At 68.1% G+C, this 14,340-nt stretch carries 13 protein-coding genes; 8 read left to right on the forward strand and 5 right to left on the reverse strand.

Features of this window, described 5'->3' with window-relative positions; all coding sequences use genetic code 11:
- Positions 1 to 10: 10 nt before the first annotated feature.
- Genes alr through N4S67_RS06635 form a run of 3 tightly spaced genes read right to left on the reverse strand, consistent with a single transcriptional unit; the run spans position 11 to position 4,022 of the window.
- Positions 11 to 1,168 carry an alanine racemase gene (gene alr / locus N4S67_RS06625; RefSeq protein ID WP_260992175.1) on the reverse strand — a complete coding sequence of 386 codons (1,158 nt, stop codon included), beginning with the start codon at positions 1,166 to 1,168 and terminating at the stop codon, positions 11 to 13.
- A gap of 43 nt (positions 1,169 to 1,211) precedes the next feature.
- Positions 1,212 to 2,594 (reverse strand): glutamate decarboxylase, encoded by a 1,383-nt coding sequence (locus tag N4S67_RS06630; RefSeq protein ID WP_260992176.1) that lies wholly within the window; start codon positions 2,592 to 2,594, stop codon positions 1,212 to 1,214.
- A gap of 15 nt (positions 2,595 to 2,609) precedes the next feature.
- Complete coding sequence (locus N4S67_RS06635; RefSeq protein ID WP_260992177.1) at positions 2,610 to 4,022, reverse strand: NAD(P)H-hydrate dehydratase; 1,413 nt, start codon at positions 4,020 to 4,022, stop codon at positions 2,610 to 2,612.
- Positions 4,023 to 4,083: 61 nt separating this feature from the next.
- Here N4S67_RS06635 and N4S67_RS06640 point away from each other — a divergent pair, with 61 nt between their 5' ends.
- Complete coding sequence (locus N4S67_RS06640; protein ID WP_260992178.1) at positions 4,084 to 4,839, forward strand: trypsin-like peptidase domain-containing protein; 756 nt, start codon at positions 4,084 to 4,086, stop codon at positions 4,837 to 4,839.
- Here the strand turns inward: N4S67_RS06640 and pdxR are convergent.
- Positions 4,832 to 6,271 (reverse strand): MocR-like pyridoxine biosynthesis transcription factor PdxR, encoded by a 1,440-nt coding sequence (gene pdxR, locus N4S67_RS06645; protein ID WP_260992179.1) that lies wholly within the window; start codon positions 6,269 to 6,271, stop codon positions 4,832 to 4,834. The genes N4S67_RS06640 and pdxR overlap by 8 nt on opposite strands.
- Positions 6,272 to 6,328: 57 nt before the next feature.
- Between pdxR and N4S67_RS06650 the strand changes: the two genes are divergently transcribed.
- Genes N4S67_RS06650 through N4S67_RS06665 form a run of 4 tightly spaced genes read left to right on the forward strand, consistent with a single transcriptional unit; the run spans position 6,329 to position 8,934 of the window.
- Positions 6,329 to 7,249, forward strand: coding sequence for a DMT family transporter (locus N4S67_RS06650; RefSeq protein ID WP_260992180.1), 921 nt, complete (start codon positions 6,329 to 6,331; stop codon positions 7,247 to 7,249).
- Between the two features lie 52 nt (positions 7,250 to 7,301).
- Positions 7,302 to 8,021, forward strand: coding sequence for a nitrile hydratase subunit beta (gene nthB / locus N4S67_RS06655; RefSeq protein ID WP_260992181.1), 720 nt, complete (start codon positions 7,302 to 7,304; stop codon positions 8,019 to 8,021).
- Complete coding sequence (gene nthA / locus N4S67_RS06660; RefSeq protein ID WP_260992182.1) at positions 8,018 to 8,605, forward strand: nitrile hydratase subunit alpha; 588 nt, start codon at positions 8,018 to 8,020, stop codon at positions 8,603 to 8,605. Before nthB ends, nthA begins: the two co-directional genes overlap by 4 nt.
- Positions 8,602 to 8,934, forward strand: coding sequence for a nitrile hydratase accessory protein (locus N4S67_RS06665; RefSeq protein ID WP_260992183.1), 333 nt, complete (start codon positions 8,602 to 8,604; stop codon positions 8,932 to 8,934). Before nthA ends, N4S67_RS06665 begins: the two co-directional genes overlap by 4 nt.
- Before the next feature lie 129 nt (positions 8,935 to 9,063).
- On the opposite strand, the gene glmS is transcribed toward N4S67_RS06665, so the two are convergent.
- Positions 9,064 to 10,929, reverse strand: a complete 1,866-nt coding sequence (glmS, locus tag N4S67_RS06670) for a glutamine--fructose-6-phosphate transaminase (isomerizing) (RefSeq protein WP_260992184.1) — start codon at positions 10,927 to 10,929, stop codon at positions 9,064 to 9,066.
- A 55-nt stretch (positions 10,930 to 10,984) separates the two neighbouring features.
- On the opposite strand from glmS, the gene N4S67_RS06675 reads away from it, so the two are divergent.
- From N4S67_RS06675 to N4S67_RS06685, 3 genes are all read left to right on the forward strand, one after another.
- The gene (locus N4S67_RS06675; RefSeq protein WP_260992185.1) at positions 10,985 to 11,830 is read left to right on the forward strand and encodes a dienelactone hydrolase family protein; all 846 of its coding nucleotides are present in this window, start codon (positions 10,985 to 10,987) and stop codon (positions 11,828 to 11,830) included.
- A gap of 1 nt (position 11,831) precedes the next feature.
- Positions 11,832 to 12,872: an LLM class F420-dependent oxidoreductase gene (locus tag N4S67_RS06680; RefSeq protein WP_260992186.1), complete on the forward strand. Its 1,041-nt coding sequence runs from the start codon at positions 11,832 to 11,834 to the stop codon at positions 12,870 to 12,872.
- Positions 12,873 to 13,052: 180 nt separating this feature from the next.
- Entirely contained in the window at positions 13,053 to 14,330 is a 1,278-nt protein-coding gene (locus N4S67_RS06685; RefSeq protein ID WP_260992187.1) for a DEAD/DEAH box helicase, read from the forward strand.
- Positions 14,331 to 14,340: the final 10 nt, after the last annotated feature.

Here is a 14,340-nt window from a genome sequence, read left to right on the forward strand (position 1 = left end):
TCGTTGTCACTCAAGGTCGGCTCTGCTTCGATCGGTAACTTCTGGCAACCCGGCCGCGCGGACTGGTGACCACCTCGTAGTTGATGGTGCCAAGCAGCTCGGCCCAGTCCTGTGCCGTGGTCTCGCCATGGTCACCCGGCCCGAACAGGATGGCCTCGTCGCCCTCGGCGACATCACCGTCGGTGCCCACGTCGACGACGAACTGGTCCATGCAGACGCGCCCCACGCTCGGCCGCAACCGACCGTTGATGAGCACGTCGATGCGGCCGCTCAGGTTGCGGAAGACCCCGTCGGCGTAGCCGACCGGCAGCAGCGCCAGGGTGGCGTCGCGATCGGCGACCCACGTGTGACCGTAGGACACGCCGTCGCCCGCACGCACGGAACGAACGAGCGCCACTGTGCATTTCAGCGTCATCGCCGGCCGCAGATCCATATCGCCACGCGACGGGATGGGCGTCTGGCCGTACACCGCAATGCCGGGGCGGACCATGTCGAAGGCCAGGTCCCGGCGGGTCATCGCCGCGGGCGAATTGCTGAGGTGGACGATCTCGAATGCGACGCCCTGTTCGCGGGCGGCTTTCACCATGTCGGTCAGGCGCTGCGCCTGCCGGTCGTTGAACGGGTTATCCGGGTCGTCCCCGTGGGCCAGGTGCGACATGATGCCGCGCAATCGGACCGCGCCGTCGGCCTCGGCGCGTTTCAGCGCCTGCAACATCTCCGAGTACTCGGCCGGGCTTGCGCCGTTGCGGCTCAGTCCCGTGTCCACCTTGACGGTGACGGCAGCGGTGCGGCCGGTGCGCTGCGCGGCGTCGAGCACCTCACCGAGCTGACGCAGTGAGGAGACACCGATCTGGATGTCGGCCCGCAGTGCGGGTGCGAAGTCGGTGCCCGGCGGATGCAGCCATGCCAAGACCGGGGCGGTGACGCCGTCTCGACGCAGTGCCAGTCCCTCGTCGGTCGTCGCGACGCCGAGTTCGGCCGCGCCCGCGGCCAGGGCGGCGCGGCCGACCTCCGTCGCACCGTGGCCGTACCCGTCGGCCTTGACGACAGCCATCACCTGCGCCGCGCCCGCACGGTCGCGCAGCAGGCCGACGTTGTGCGCAACGGCGTCGAGATCGACGACGGCCTGCGCTGCGGGGGCGGTCAGGTCGGTCGAATGCGTGGTCATGACACCTCGATTGTCCCAGACCTGCCCGGGAGCGCGGCCCGCACTAGTGCGCGAAGGGCTGCACCTGGTCGAAATGGCCCTGCGGCTTGAGCTCGTCGAGGTGCCCGAGCGCGGTGACGATGTCGTCGTACAGTGCTCTGCCCAAATCCGCGGAGAAACCCTCGCGCACCACGACGCGCAGCATCGTGACGTCGGTGGCGCCCTCGGGCATGGTGTAGGCGGGCACCTGCCACCCGTAGCCCCGCAGCATCTGCGAAACGTCGAATTCGGTGTAGCCGAAATCGCCCTTCAGCCGGAAGCTGACCACCGGAATCGCCGACCCGTCCGCAACCACCTCGAAGTGCTCACTGTCGCGAAGCTGCTCGCCGAGCCACCGCGCGGTCTGCGACAAACACCGCATCACTTCCGCATAGCCGGCGCGGCCGAGGCGCAAGAAGTTGTAGTACTGGCCGACCACCTGATTGCCCGGCCGCGAGAAGTTCAACGTGAACGTCGGCATGTCGCCGCCGAGGTAATTGACCCGAAACACCAGATCTTCGGGCAGGTACTGCGCACTACGCCAGACGACGAACCCGATGCCCGGATAGGTCAGGCCGTATTTGTGGCCGCTGACGTTGATGGACACGACCCGAGGCAGCCGGAAGTCCCACTTCAGGTCGGGATGTAGGAACGGCACGACGAAGCCGCCGCTGGCCGCGTCGACGTGCACCGGAACGTCGACTCCCCCGCCGGCCGCCAGTTCGTCCAGTGCCGCGCAGATCTCGCGGATCGGCTCGAGCTCGCCGGTGAACGTCGTCCCGAGAATCGCCACGACGCCGATGGTGTCCTCGTCGACGTGGTCGAGCACCTGCTCGGGCGTGATCACGTAACGGTCTTCGGCCATCGGCAGGTACCGCGGTTCGACGTCGAAATAGCGGCAGAACTTCTCCCAGACCACCTGGACGTTGGCGCCCATCACCAGATTCGGCGTGCGCCCCTTCCAGTTCTCACCGACCTTCTCTCGCCAACGCCACTTCATCGCCAACCCCGCGAGCATCACCGCCTCGCTCGACCCGATGGTCGAGACGCCAGTAGCGGTGGACGGGTCGTCGTCACGCAGGCCCTCCGCGTGGAAGAGGTCAGCCACCATGCACACGCAGCGCTGCTCGATCGCTGCGGTCGCGGGATACTCGTCCTTGTCGATCATGTTCTTGTCGAACGTCTCGGCCATCAGCCGCTCAGCCTGCGGGTCCATCCACGTCGTGACGAACGTCGCCAGGTTCAGCCGCGAGCTGCCATCGAGCATCAATTCGTCGTGGATGAACCGGTAGACGGCGTCGGGATCCATCTGCTCCTCTGGCAACCGCAGCGACGGCACAGGTGCCATCTCCAACCGTCCGGTATAGGCCGGGGCGACCTGCGGAGCGTGACTTCTGTTGCGCGGCATGAGGAACCTTTCTAGCTACAGACTGGCGATCGCGGAGCGGACATGGGCGAGGATGCGCGACGCGGACGTCGGCGCGGGGTTCGGACCGGGGTCGAGCGCCGACAGGTTGGCGGCGCGAGCGTGAACGAACGCCGCAGCGGCCGCAGCCTCTCCCGCGGGCAGTCCGGCGGCCAGCAGCGCGCCGATCATGCCCGACAGCACATCACCGGATCCTGCTGTGGCGGCCCATGATTGACCGGCCGGGTTGAGGTATACCGGTCCGCCGGGCTCAGCGACGACGGTCACGTTGCCCTTCAACAGAACGGTGACGCCCATGCGGTCGGCCAGCTTGCGGGCGGCAGCGACACGGTCTTCGCCGGGCTCCGAGCCGGCGAGGCGCTTGTATTCGCCCGCATGTGGAGTCAGCACCGTCGGGGCCGCGCGTTTCACGACGAGGTCGGGGTGTGCGGCCAGGATGGTCAGGGCATCGGCGTCCACGATGACCGGAAGGTCACTGCTCAACGCGAACATCAGCGCCGACGCCCCGGTGTCATCGGTGCCGATGCCGGGGCCGACGACCCACGCCTGCACTCGGCCGGACGCTTGCGCGGTGGGCGCGGCGATCACCTCCGGCCACTGGGAAAGCACTTGCTGCCCTGCACTTCCCGCGTAGCGGACCATACCGGACGTAGCGGCGACCGCGGCGCCGCCACACAGCACGGCGGCGCCGGGGTACGTCGCGGAGCCCGCTAGCACGCCGGTGACGCCCTGGCTGTACTTGTCGTCTTTGGGGCCCGGTACCGGCCAGCGGGCCCTGACGTCAGCGGCCTCGAATTCGAGCACGTCGGCCGACGGCAGCTCGAGCCCGATGTCAACGAGTTCCACGCGCCCGCAATCACCCAGTGCGTGAACTGGTTTCAGGCCGCCGAATGTCACGGTCAGCGCCGCGTCGACGTGCGGTCCATCGGTGGCCCCGGTCCAGACGTCGATGCCGCTGGGAATATCGACAGCCACGACGGGCGCGGCGACGTCAGCGAAGATTCTCGCGGCGTCGGGCCGCAGCGGACCCGAGCCGGAGATTCCCACCACGCCGTCGATCACCAGATCGGTTGCCGCAGGGATGGTTTCCACGATGCGGCCACCCGCGCGGGTGAATGCATTCAGTGCCATGGGGTGAGTGCGGTCGCGGTTGAGCAGCACCGCCGAGGCGGCCGCACCCCGTCTGCGCAGAAACGTCGCGGCCCACAACGCGTCGCCCCCGTTGTCACCGGAGCCGACGATCGCGCAGATGCGTCGCCCGGCGATGGCGCCGGTGAGCACGATGAGTTCGCGCGCGATCACGCTTGCCAAACCGTAGGCGGCGCGCCGCATAAGGGCACCGCCGGGCAACGTCGCCAGCAGCGGCGCTTCGGCTTCGCGGATCTGGTCTGCGGTGTAGTAGTGCCGCATCTGCCCCCGTTCCGCTCGCCAAGTCCCGCGCCCCAATACGTTACGTGACTAGGCTGAGCCGATGCGGCGAATGCGGGTTGCTCCTTCGGCGATCGCGCTCATCCTGTCGGTGGCTGTCGCGTTGAGCGGCTGCAGTGGCCTGCAGGATCGCGAGGCTCCGACCGCGGCACAGGCGCCCGATCCGGCGCTGGCTCAGGACCAGGTGGTCGGGCTGGTGCGGCCCAGCGTGTTGAAGATCCGCGCAGAAGCCAAGAGCTGCAACAAGTTGCTCTCGGGCACCGGTTTCGTGGTGGGCAAGAACCGGGTGCTCACCAATGCGCACGTGGTCGCGGGCGGTGACGCGGTCACCGTCGAGAACGGCGACAAGGATTCCGCGGCCCGCGTGGTGTCATTCGACCCCGATGCCGACATCGCCGTCCTCGATGTGCCCGATCTGGCCGCGCCGCCGCTCGTGCTCGCCGGCTACGAGGCGAAATCCGGTGCCGAAGCGCTGGTGCTGGGGTTCCCCGGCGCGGGCGAATTCGCCGCGATGCCGGCACGCATTCGCGAAGTGAACAACCTCGACGGCCCGAACATCTATCAGACGACCAATGTCATTCGACCGGTGTACATCTACACGGTCGCGGGTGAGCGGGAGTTTCACGGTGGCAGCGGCAGTCCGCTCATCGACATGACGGGTCGCGTTCTGGGCGTGGTGTTCGGTAACGACGTGCAGAACGCGACCACCGGTTTCGCCCTCACCTCGGCGAAGACCGCGACACTGCTGCCCGCCGACGACGCCTACGAACCGGTGGCGACGGGCGCCTGCCTCAGCTGAGCCGCGAGGTCACCACCTGTCCGATCGTCGCGGCGGCCGCGCGGAGACTGTCCGGAGAGTGCGCGGCATACCCGAGCACGAGCCCCGGCGGGCCGGGCAGCCGGCGGTGCCAGGACAGCGGGTGCACCAGTACCGAGGCTTCTTGCAACTCCTCGGCGAGCGCGACGTCGTCGACGGAGCCGTCGGGCAGCGTGATCAGCAGATGCAGGCCCGCCGCGACACCCTTGACGGTCACCGCAGGCAGCGCCTCGCTCAGCCCACTGAGCAGCGCGTCGCGCCGGGCGCGGTGCCGGGTTCGGACAAGTCGGACGTGCCGGTCGTATTCGCCGCTTTCCAGCAGACGGGCGAGCACGAGCTGCGGCACGGTCGGGCTGCCGAGATCACTGGCGTGTTTGGCGGCCACCAGGTCCTCATAGCGTTGAGGCGGTGCGACCAGCCAGCCGAGCCGCAGCGCGGGGGCCAGGCTCTTGGACGTGCTTCCGGCATAGGCGATCCGCTCGGGGGCCGCGGCATGCAGTGCGGGGACCGGCGCGCGGTCGTACCGGTATTCCGCGTCGTAGTCGTCCTCGATGACCAGTTCGGCGTCCATCATCGCCCACGCCAGCAGTTCACGACGCCGATGTGGCGCGAGCACGACCCCGGTCGGGAACTGGTGGGCTGGGGTGAGGAACGCGGCGCGCGCACCACTGGCCGCCAGCGCGTCGACGCGGATGCCGTCGTCGTCGACCGGCACTGGTACCGGCCGCAGCCCCCAGAACCCCAATTCGTTTACGGCACCTCGTGATCCGGGATCCTCGACAGCGATCGAGTCCACGCCGTCGCGGCACAGTTGTTGCGCCAGCAGGGCCATGGCCTGTGCGACGCCGGATACGACGATGATGTCGTCGGGTCCGGCGCGCAGGCCCCGCGTGCGCGCGAGCCACGGCGCCAGGGCCGTGCGCAGTCGCGGGTGTCCGCGTGGATCGCCGTATCCGAGTTGCTCGGGCGGCGTCTCGGTCAGCACGGCACGCTCGGTGCGCAGCCACAAGCCGCGGGGAAACGCCGAAAGGTCAGGCACCCCGGGCGACAGGTCGATGCCCGTTCCGAGCCGCGGTCTCGGCAGGCGGGGCGGGCCCTGGCGGGCAGGTTGGGGGCGCGGTCCCTCGGCGCGGGCCGGCTGGATCAGCACCGTCGTCCCGCCGCCTGTGCGGCCGCCAACCAGACCTTCACCGGAGAGCCGCCGGTACGCCTCGACGACGACACCGCGCGATACCCCGAGTTCGGTGGCCAACACCCGCGTGGCGGGTATCCGGCTACCGGGTGCCAGCAAGCCGTCGTCGATGGCGCTGCGCAGGGCGGTCGCCAGCCAGTCGGTGAGTCCGCGCGCCGGTGCGGTTGCCGGGTCGAGCAGCAGGAAGTCCGCACCCCTCGGGGTCGGGCCGGCTTGGTCCACTTGAGGCGCCCATCTTTGGTGCTGTTTATCGGGCCATGCTGTCGCGAGCATGGACGTATGTCCAGCACTCTGCGCGCCGGTCTCGCAGGCGCCCTCGGCATGACGTTCGTCGGGGGCAGCGTCGCGGTGTCCGCGGTCCTCGCGGACGCGCCCCTGTTCACCGCACAAGCGCTGCGGTATGCGATCGCGTGCGCGTTGCTCATCGGATGGGCGCGCATGACGCGCCGCCGGTTGCAGCGGCCACGCGGCGCGGAGTGGTTGTGGTTGATCGGCATCGCGGTCAGCGGACTGGTCGTGTTCAACCTCGCGCTCGTCGAGGGCTCGAAGCACGCCGAACCGGCGGTGCTCGCCGTCGCGGTGGCGTGCGTCCCTATCGCGCTGGCGACGCTCGGACCCCTCCTGGAAGGCCGCGGGCCACGGGCCAGAGTGCTGGCGGCGGCCGTCGTCGTAAGCGCGGGCGCGGTGGTGGTCGAGGGCATCGGCCGCGCCGATGCGGTGGGCCTGCTGTGGGCGCTCACGGTGTTCGTGTGCGAGGCGGGGTTCACGCTGCTGGCCGTGCCCGTGCTGAGCAGACACGGGCCTGCGGGTGTCTCCGTGCACACCACATGGATCGCGGCCCTGATGTTCGCAGTGCTGGGTCTTGCCTCCGAAGGTGTCTGGGCCATAGCCGATTTGGACGGCGACGACGCCTTGGCGATCGCTTACCTGGCCATCGGTGTGACGGCGGTGGCGTTCGTCCTGTGGTACTCGTGCGTGCGTTCGTTGGGCGCTGGGCGCGCGGGCTTGCTGACGGGCGTGGCCCCGATCGCGGCCGCCGCGATCGGTGTGCCCGTCACAGGCGCGACGCCTGCGGCGGGCGTGTGGGCGGGTATCGCACTGATCGTCGCGGGGCTGATCATCGGCGTGGGCGCACGGGAGCATCAACGTTCCGGTGATTCGCTTCGTTGTCATCGCAACGTCAATTTCCCTGTCGGATAACCCCTTTGCGGGAAGCACGTATATCGGTCGATTCGCGTGTTACGGTCGCGCCGTGACCGCGCCGAGCGACATGGGCGGCCGAAGCGAGTTCTTCGGCCCCGTCGTTCGCGAGCCCAACGAGCCGGTGTTCCACCATCGTTGGGAGGGCCGTGTCTTCGGCTTCTCCCTCTTCCTGCAGCCGCTTCTGGGCCGCAACACCGATATCCTGCGCTTCGCCATGGAAAGGCTCCCACGCGAGGTCTACCTGTCGAGCTACTACGAACGCTGGCTTGGAGCCTTCGAGGACCTGCTGGTGCAGGCCGGCTATCTCGCACCCGGTGAGGTCGATGCCCGGATCGACGGCCGAGCCGCGCAGGCTGGTCCGCGCTGGCTGTCGCGAGTGCGGCTGGTGGCCCTGACGAAGGGGGTGCGTTCCCTGTTGCGGCCGACGCTCCCGCGATGGTTCGCCGGACAGGTGCTTCCCCGGCTACTGGGTACCGCACGGCCCGCGCTTCGCCGCCAACGCTTCTCGGTGGGCGACCGCGTCCGCGTTCGCGGCACCCGCGCGGTCCCGTACACGCGACAGCCGGGCTATGTGACCGGAAAGCCCGGCGTGGTCGTCGCCCACCTCGGCGCAACGCTGTTACCCGACGCGGCCGCCGTGCGCAGGCACGCCCCGCCGCACCATCTCTACACGGTCGCCTTCACCGCCGCTGACCTGTGGGGCGCCGCGGCCGAGCCCGGCACCGAGGTGCGCGTGGATCTCTACGAGTCATACCTGGAGGCGGCGTGAACGACGCGACGGCAGCCCGGGTGGATGCGCTCGAATCGCTGTTGGTGGAGAAGGGCATCGTCGACCCCAGCGTCGTCGACGCGGTGATCGAACACTACGAAAACAACGTGGGGCCGCTCAACGGCGCCAAGGTGATCGCTCGCGCTTGGACCGATCCGGAGTATCGCGAGCTCCTGCTCACCGACGGGACCCGTGCCGTCGCCGAGTCCGGTTTCGGCGGCCCCGAAGGCCACATGATCGTCGCGGTGGCGAACACACCCACGGTTCACAACGTGGTCGTCTGCACGCTGTGTTCGTGCTATCCCTGGCCGGTGCTGGGCTTGCCGCCGTCGTGGTACAAGTCCGCGGCGTACCGCTCGCGGATGGTCGCGCAGCCGCGGACCCTGCTCGCAGAGATGGGACTCGATCTGGCTCCCGAGATCCTCATCAGGGTGTGGGACAGCTCGGCGGAGGCGCGTTACCTCGTGGTGCCCGAGCGGCCCGTGGGGACCGAGAACATGAGCGAACAACAGCTTGCTGAACTCGTGACGCGCGACTCGATGATCGGGGTCGGGCGGCCGTTGACGCCCACCGCAGACCGGTGAACGCTGACTCGAAGACCATTGACGCCGACCTGGTGGGATCGGCGTCGCCGCCCCGCGACAACGGAGAGATCGTCTTCGGGGCGCCGTGGGAACGCCGGGTGTTCGGGCTGACCGTGGCGGCGTGTCGATCCGGGGCATGCGACTGGGACGACTTCCGTCGGCGGTTGATCGCCCGCATCGCCGAGGACGAGACTCGGCCGTATTGGCAGAACTGGGCGGCGGCGCTGGAGGAGGTTCTCGAGCACACCGCCGTAGTGGAGCAGCGCGAACTCGACCACCGGCACGACGAGTTCATGCGTCGCTCAGCCGGTTTCGATCACCACTCATAACCCGTCGACGGGGTTGCCACGTCGAAAACCTCGCGTGCGGCGGCAGCGTAGCCATCTGGGCTCGTGCCCGCTCGGTCTTGAAGTGCCCGACCCTGCCATTGGGCTTCTCGCGTGCGCGGGCCTGGGCAGCTACTCGACGGTGACGGACTTGGCCAGATTGCGCGGCTTGTCGACGTCGTAGCCGCGGGCCTGGGCGACGCCCGCCGCGAACACCTGCAGCGGGATCGTCGACAGCAGCGGTTGGTACAGCGTCGACACAGCGGGTATTTCGATCAGGTGGTCGGCGTGCGGGCGCACGGTGTCGTCGCCCTCCTCGGCGATGACGATGGTGATCGCACCGCGGGCCTGAATCTCGCGGATGTTGCTCAGCAGCTTGGCGTGCAGCATCGGCGAGTTCTTCGGCGACGGCATCACGACGATCACCGGCAGGTTGTCTTCGATCAGCGCGATCGGGCCGTGCTTGAGCTCACCGGCGGCGAAGCCCTCGGCGTGCATGTACGCCAGTTCCTTGAGTTTCAGCGCACCTTCGAGAGCAACGGGGTACCCGACGTGGCGACCGAGGAACAGCACGGTCTGCGACTTCGCAAACCGGCGGGCCAGCTCGAATACCGGGTCGACGGTGTCGAGAACGCGCGCCACCAGATCGGGCATGGCTTCGAGTTCGGCGAACTCGCGGGCCACCTCTTCGGGGTATTTGGTGCCGCGCGCTTGCGCAAGCGCCAGCCCGACAAGGTAATTCGCGGTGATCTGCGCGAGGAACGTCTTGGTCGAGGCGACGCCGATCTCCGGCCCGGCGCGGGTGTAGAGCACGGCATCACACTCACGAGGGATCTGGCTACCGTTGGTGTTGCAGATCGCCAGCACCCTGGCCTTCTGCTCCTTGGCGTGCCGCACCGCCTCGAGCGTGTCGGCCGTCTCGCCGGACTGAGAAATCGCGACGACGAGCGTGTGGCGGTCGAGAACCGAGTCGCGATAACGGAATTCGCTAGCCAGCTCGACCTCGACGGGCAGCCGGGTCCAGTGCTCGATCGCGTACTTGGCGAGCAACCCGGAGTGGTACGCGGTGCCGCAGGCGACGATGAACACCTTGTCGATCTCGCGCAGGTCCTGGTCGGACAGCCGCTGCTCGTCAAGCACGATGCGGTTGTCGGCGAAATGGCCGAGCAGCGTGTCGGAGACCGCGGCGGGTTGTTCGGCGATCTCCTTGAGCATGAAGTACTCGTAGCCACCCTTTTCGGCGGCGGAGATGTCCCAGTCGATGTGGAACTCGCGGTAGTCGTCGACGTCGGTGCCGTCGAAATCGGTGATCCGATACCCGTCGGCGGTGACGGTCACCGCTTGGTCCTGGCCGAGTTCCACAGCGTCGCGGGTGTGTTCGATGAAGGCGGCGACGTCGGAGCCGACGAACATCTCACCGTCGCCGATACCGAGCACGAGCGGGGTAGAGCGCCGCGCGGCGACGATCGTGCCCGGATCGTCGGCGTTGGCGAAGACCAGGGTGAAGTGGCCCTCCAGCCTGCGCAGCACGGCGAACACGGAGGTCGCGAAGTCACCGGCGGTGTCGCCGTGGTGGTACTGCCGGGCGACCAGGTGCACTGCGACCTCGGTGTCGGTGTCGCTGGCGAATTCCGCGCCCGTGGCCTCGAGCTCCGCGCGCAGAACCGCGTAGTTCTCGATGATCCCGTTGTGGATCACGGCGATCTTGCCTGCGGCGTCGCGGTGCGGGTGGGCGTTCTTGTCGGTCGGCCTGCCATGGGTGGCCCAGCGGGTGTGGCCGATACCCGTACTGCCGGCCAGGCTGGCCGTGTCGGACTCGGCGAGGGCCGACTCCAGGTTGGCCAGCCGACCGGCCCGGCGGCGGACGGTCAGCCCGCCGCTGCCGTCGAGCAGCGCGACTCCGGCGGAGTCATAGCCTCGGTATTCCATCCGGCGCAGCGCGTCGACCACGATGTCGCAGGCAGGGCGCTGCCCGACGTAGCCGACGATTCCGCACATAGCCCTACAGGGTAGTGCAAGCGCCGGGTTTCGCCGGGTGGGCTACGGTCGTCTGGTGGCCCGCACGAGCAAACTGTTCAAAGCGTTGACCCGCCGAGGCCCCCATCGCGTTCTGCGCGGTGACCTGGCCTTTGCCGGACTGCCGGGCGTCGTCTACACCCCCGCGGAGGGGATGAATCTGGCCGGTGTGGCCTTCGGTCACGATTGGTTGGCGGGCGCCTACCGGTACGACGGGACTCTCGAGCATCTGGCGTCCTGGGGCATCGTCGCGGCGGCTCCGCGCACCGAGACGGGCCTGGCGCCGTCCGTCCTCAACATGGCATTCGACCTGGGTACAACGCTCGACATCATCGCCGGTGTGCGGTTGGGGCCGGGGAAGATCAGTGTCCACCCGACGAAGCTGGGCCTGGTCGGCCACGGTTTCGGCGGATCGGCGGCGGTGTTCGCGGCGGCGGGCATGCCCGTCAAGCCCAAGGGCGTCGTCGCGGCGTTCCCGACGGTGTCGTCGCCTCCCGCGGTCGAGCCTGCGAGGTCGTTGCAGGTGCCGGGGCTGATCCTGGCCGACCCCGGCGATCCGATGTCGCTGCGGTCGAATGCGGTCGAACTGGCCAGGGTGTGGCGGCCTGCGACGCTGCGCGCTTTGAAAAGCGTCAAAGCCGGTGGCCTGATCGAGGGCCGGCGCCTGGCCCGGGTGGTGGGGCTACCCGGGGCCGATCGCGGGACGCAGAAGATCGTGCGGGCGCTGATGACCGGCTACCTGCTGCACATGCTGACCGGCGACAAGGCCTATCGAGACTTCGCTGACCCGGAAGTGGAGTTGCCGAAGGCTCCAGTGATGGATCCGTTCTCCGACGATCCAGCGGATCTGGAGAACAAAGTCGTCGCACTGCTGAAGCCCTGACATGCGCACCGGAATCTTCCTCAATTACGCCGGGGGCTTTCTCGAGGCCGTCGACCAGGTGGTCGAGCTGGAGAAGATCGGCGTCGACATCGCGCTGGTGGCCGAGGCCTATTCCTACGACGCGATCAGCCAGCTGGGTTTTTTGGCCGCCAGGACCTCCCGGATCGAGCTAGGCACAGGTGTCGTGCCGATTTACATCCGGACCCCGACACTGCTCGCGATGACCGCGGCGGGGCTCGACTACGTGTCCGACGGTCGGTTCCGGCTGGGCATCGGAACCTCGGGTCCGCAGGTGATGGAGGGCTTCCACGGCGTCCCGTTCGACGCGCCACTGGGCCGAACGCGCGAGGTCGTCGATATCTGCAGGCAGGTGTGGCGCCGCGAGCGGGTTGCCTATGACGGCAAGCACTATCAGATTCCGTTGCCCGCGGATCAGGGCACCGGCCTGGGCAAGTCCCTCCACCTGATCAATCATCCAGTGCGCGAACGAATTCCGATCGCGATCGCCGCACTGGGACCGAAGAACGTCGAACTCACCGCCGAGATCGCCGAGGGCTGGCAGCCGGTGTTCTTCTATCCGGAGAAGGCCGACAATGCGTGGGGTGAGGCACTTCGGGCGGGCTTCGCGAAGCGGGACCCTGCCTTGGGCGAGCTGGACATCATGGTGAGCGCCCCCCTTGCCATCGGCGACGATGTCGACGACCGACTGTCCTGGGCAAAGCCACAATTGGCGCTCTACATCGGCGGTATGGGTGCGCGGGGCCGCAATTTCTACCACAACCTGGCCACTCGATACGGATTCGGCGAGGTGGCCGATCACATTCAGAACCTGTACCTCAGCGGCAAGAAGACCGAGGCCATCAACGCCGTGCCCGACGAATTGGTGCGCGCCGTATCACTGGTGGGCCCGCGCGGCTATGTGCAGGAACGTCTCGCGGCGTTCGCGGAGGCCGGAGCGACGACGCTGCTGCTGCAACCACTCTCCGGCGACCGTCACGAATCCGTTCGGTACGTCGAGGAACTACAGGGCCTGCTGCCGTAGCCGTTACGTCATTTCGCTGACGGACCTGTAGAGTGTGGTGCAGCGGCATCGTCTGTTCTGCCTCTTGCCGCTTCTCGATCGTCATACCGAGCGCCGCGGACCGATCCGCGCCGGGCAGGACGACCACTTCCAACTTTCGGAGCTCTAACCTTGTCTGTTCAAATCCCAAGTGGGACAACCATGCCCACTTTCGCCGACCTCGGCCTGCCTCAGGCTGTCGTCGGTGTCCTTGCCGGCAACGGCATCGACACACCTTTTCCCATCCAGGCGGCGACGCTTCCGGACTCCCTCGCAGGTCGAGATGTCCTGGGCCGCGGCCGGACCGGATCCGGTAAGACTTTCGCCTTCCTGCTGCCGATGGTGACGCGACTCACAGCCAGCAAGACCACCCGGTCACCGGGACGGCCGCGCGCCCTCATTCTTGCGCCGACCCGCGAGTTGGTCGCACAGATCGACGCGTCCCTCGCGCCCCTGGCGACCGCCACCGGCCTGCGTTCGGTCACCATCTTCGGCGGTGTCTCTCCTGCGCCGCAGATTCAGAAGCTCCGGCAGGGCGTTGACATCGTCATCGCGTGCCCGGGTCGCCTGGAAGACCACGTGAAGTCGCGCCATGCGGACCTGTCCGCCATCGAGATCACCGTGCTCGACGAGGCCGACCACATGGCCGACCTCGGCTTCCTGCCTCCGGTCAAGCGGCTGCTGGACAAGACGCCACGTGACGGTCAGCGGATGCTGTTCTCGGCGACGCTCGACGGCGGCGTCGACGTTCTCGTCAAGCGCTACCTGACCAACCCCGTTGTGCACAGCGTCGACTCCGAACAGTCGCCGGTGGCCGCAATGGAACATCACGTACTGCACGTCGACAAGGCGTCCCGCATTCACGTGCTGGCCGACCTCGCCGCATCACCCGGCCGGACGATCGTCTTCGCCCGCACCAAGCACGGTGCCAAGAACCTTGCCCGTCAGCTGAACTCGCGAGGCGTGCCGGCAGTCGAGTTGCACGGCAACCTCTCTCAGAATGCACGTACGCGCAATCTCACCGCCTTCTCCGACGGGACGGCCGCGGTGATGGTCGCGACCGACATCGCCGCGCGCGGGATCCACGTCGACGACGTGAGCCTGGTGGTACACGCGGATCCGCCGGTCGAACACAAGGCCTATCTGCACCGGTCCGGGCGCACGGCCCGCGCCGGAGCCGACGGCACCGTGGTGACGCTGATGATCGACGAGCAGGTCTCCGACGTGCGTCAGCTGACCCGTAAGGCGGGCGTGAAGCCGACGGTCACTCGATTCAGCGGATCGTCGCACCCGGTCCTTACCCAGATCGCACCGGGTGAACGCGAATTCGGCAAGCCGATCATCGCGAGCCGTCCCGAGCCGACAAAGCCACAGCAGCCCAGATCGCATCAGCCGCGTCGACGTCGTCCGGCTCGCGGTAGGCGCCCCGCGAACGTCTAGACGTTCGGGG

The sequence above is a fragment of the Mycobacterium deserti genome (genome assembly GCF_025345615.1).
Classification (GTDB): domain Bacteria; phylum Actinomycetota; class Actinomycetes; order Mycobacteriales; family Mycobacteriaceae; genus Mycobacterium; species Mycobacterium deserti.

Excerpts from the sequence above, each read along its gene's own strand:
- N4S67_RS06635 (WP_260992177.1), bottom strand. The coding sequence starts at position 4,022 with ATGCGGCACTACTACACCGCAGACCAGATCCGCGAAGCCGAAGCGCCG.
- N4S67_RS06630 (WP_260992176.1), bottom strand. The coding sequence starts at position 2,594 with ATGCCGCGCAACAGAAGTCACGCTCCGCAGGTCGCCCCGGCCTATACC.
- alr (WP_260992175.1), bottom strand. The coding sequence starts at position 1,168 with ATGACCACGCATTCGACCGACCTGACCGCCCCCGCAGCGCAGGCCGTC.
- N4S67_RS06680 (WP_260992186.1), top strand. The coding sequence starts at position 11,832 with ATGCGCACCGGAATCTTCCTCAATTACGCCGGGGGCTTTCTCGAGGCC.
- N4S67_RS06685 (WP_260992187.1), top strand. The coding sequence starts at position 13,053 with ATGCCCACTTTCGCCGACCTCGGCCTGCCTCAGGCTGTCGTCGGTGTC.
- N4S67_RS06650 (WP_260992180.1), top strand. The coding sequence starts at position 6,329 with ATGTCCAGCACTCTGCGCGCCGGTCTCGCAGGCGCCCTCGGCATGACG.
- N4S67_RS06640 (WP_260992178.1), top strand. The coding sequence starts at position 4,084 with ATGCGGCGAATGCGGGTTGCTCCTTCGGCGATCGCGCTCATCCTGTCG.
- glmS (WP_260992184.1), bottom strand. The coding sequence starts at position 10,929 with ATGTGCGGAATCGTCGGCTACGTCGGGCAGCGCCCTGCCTGCGACATC.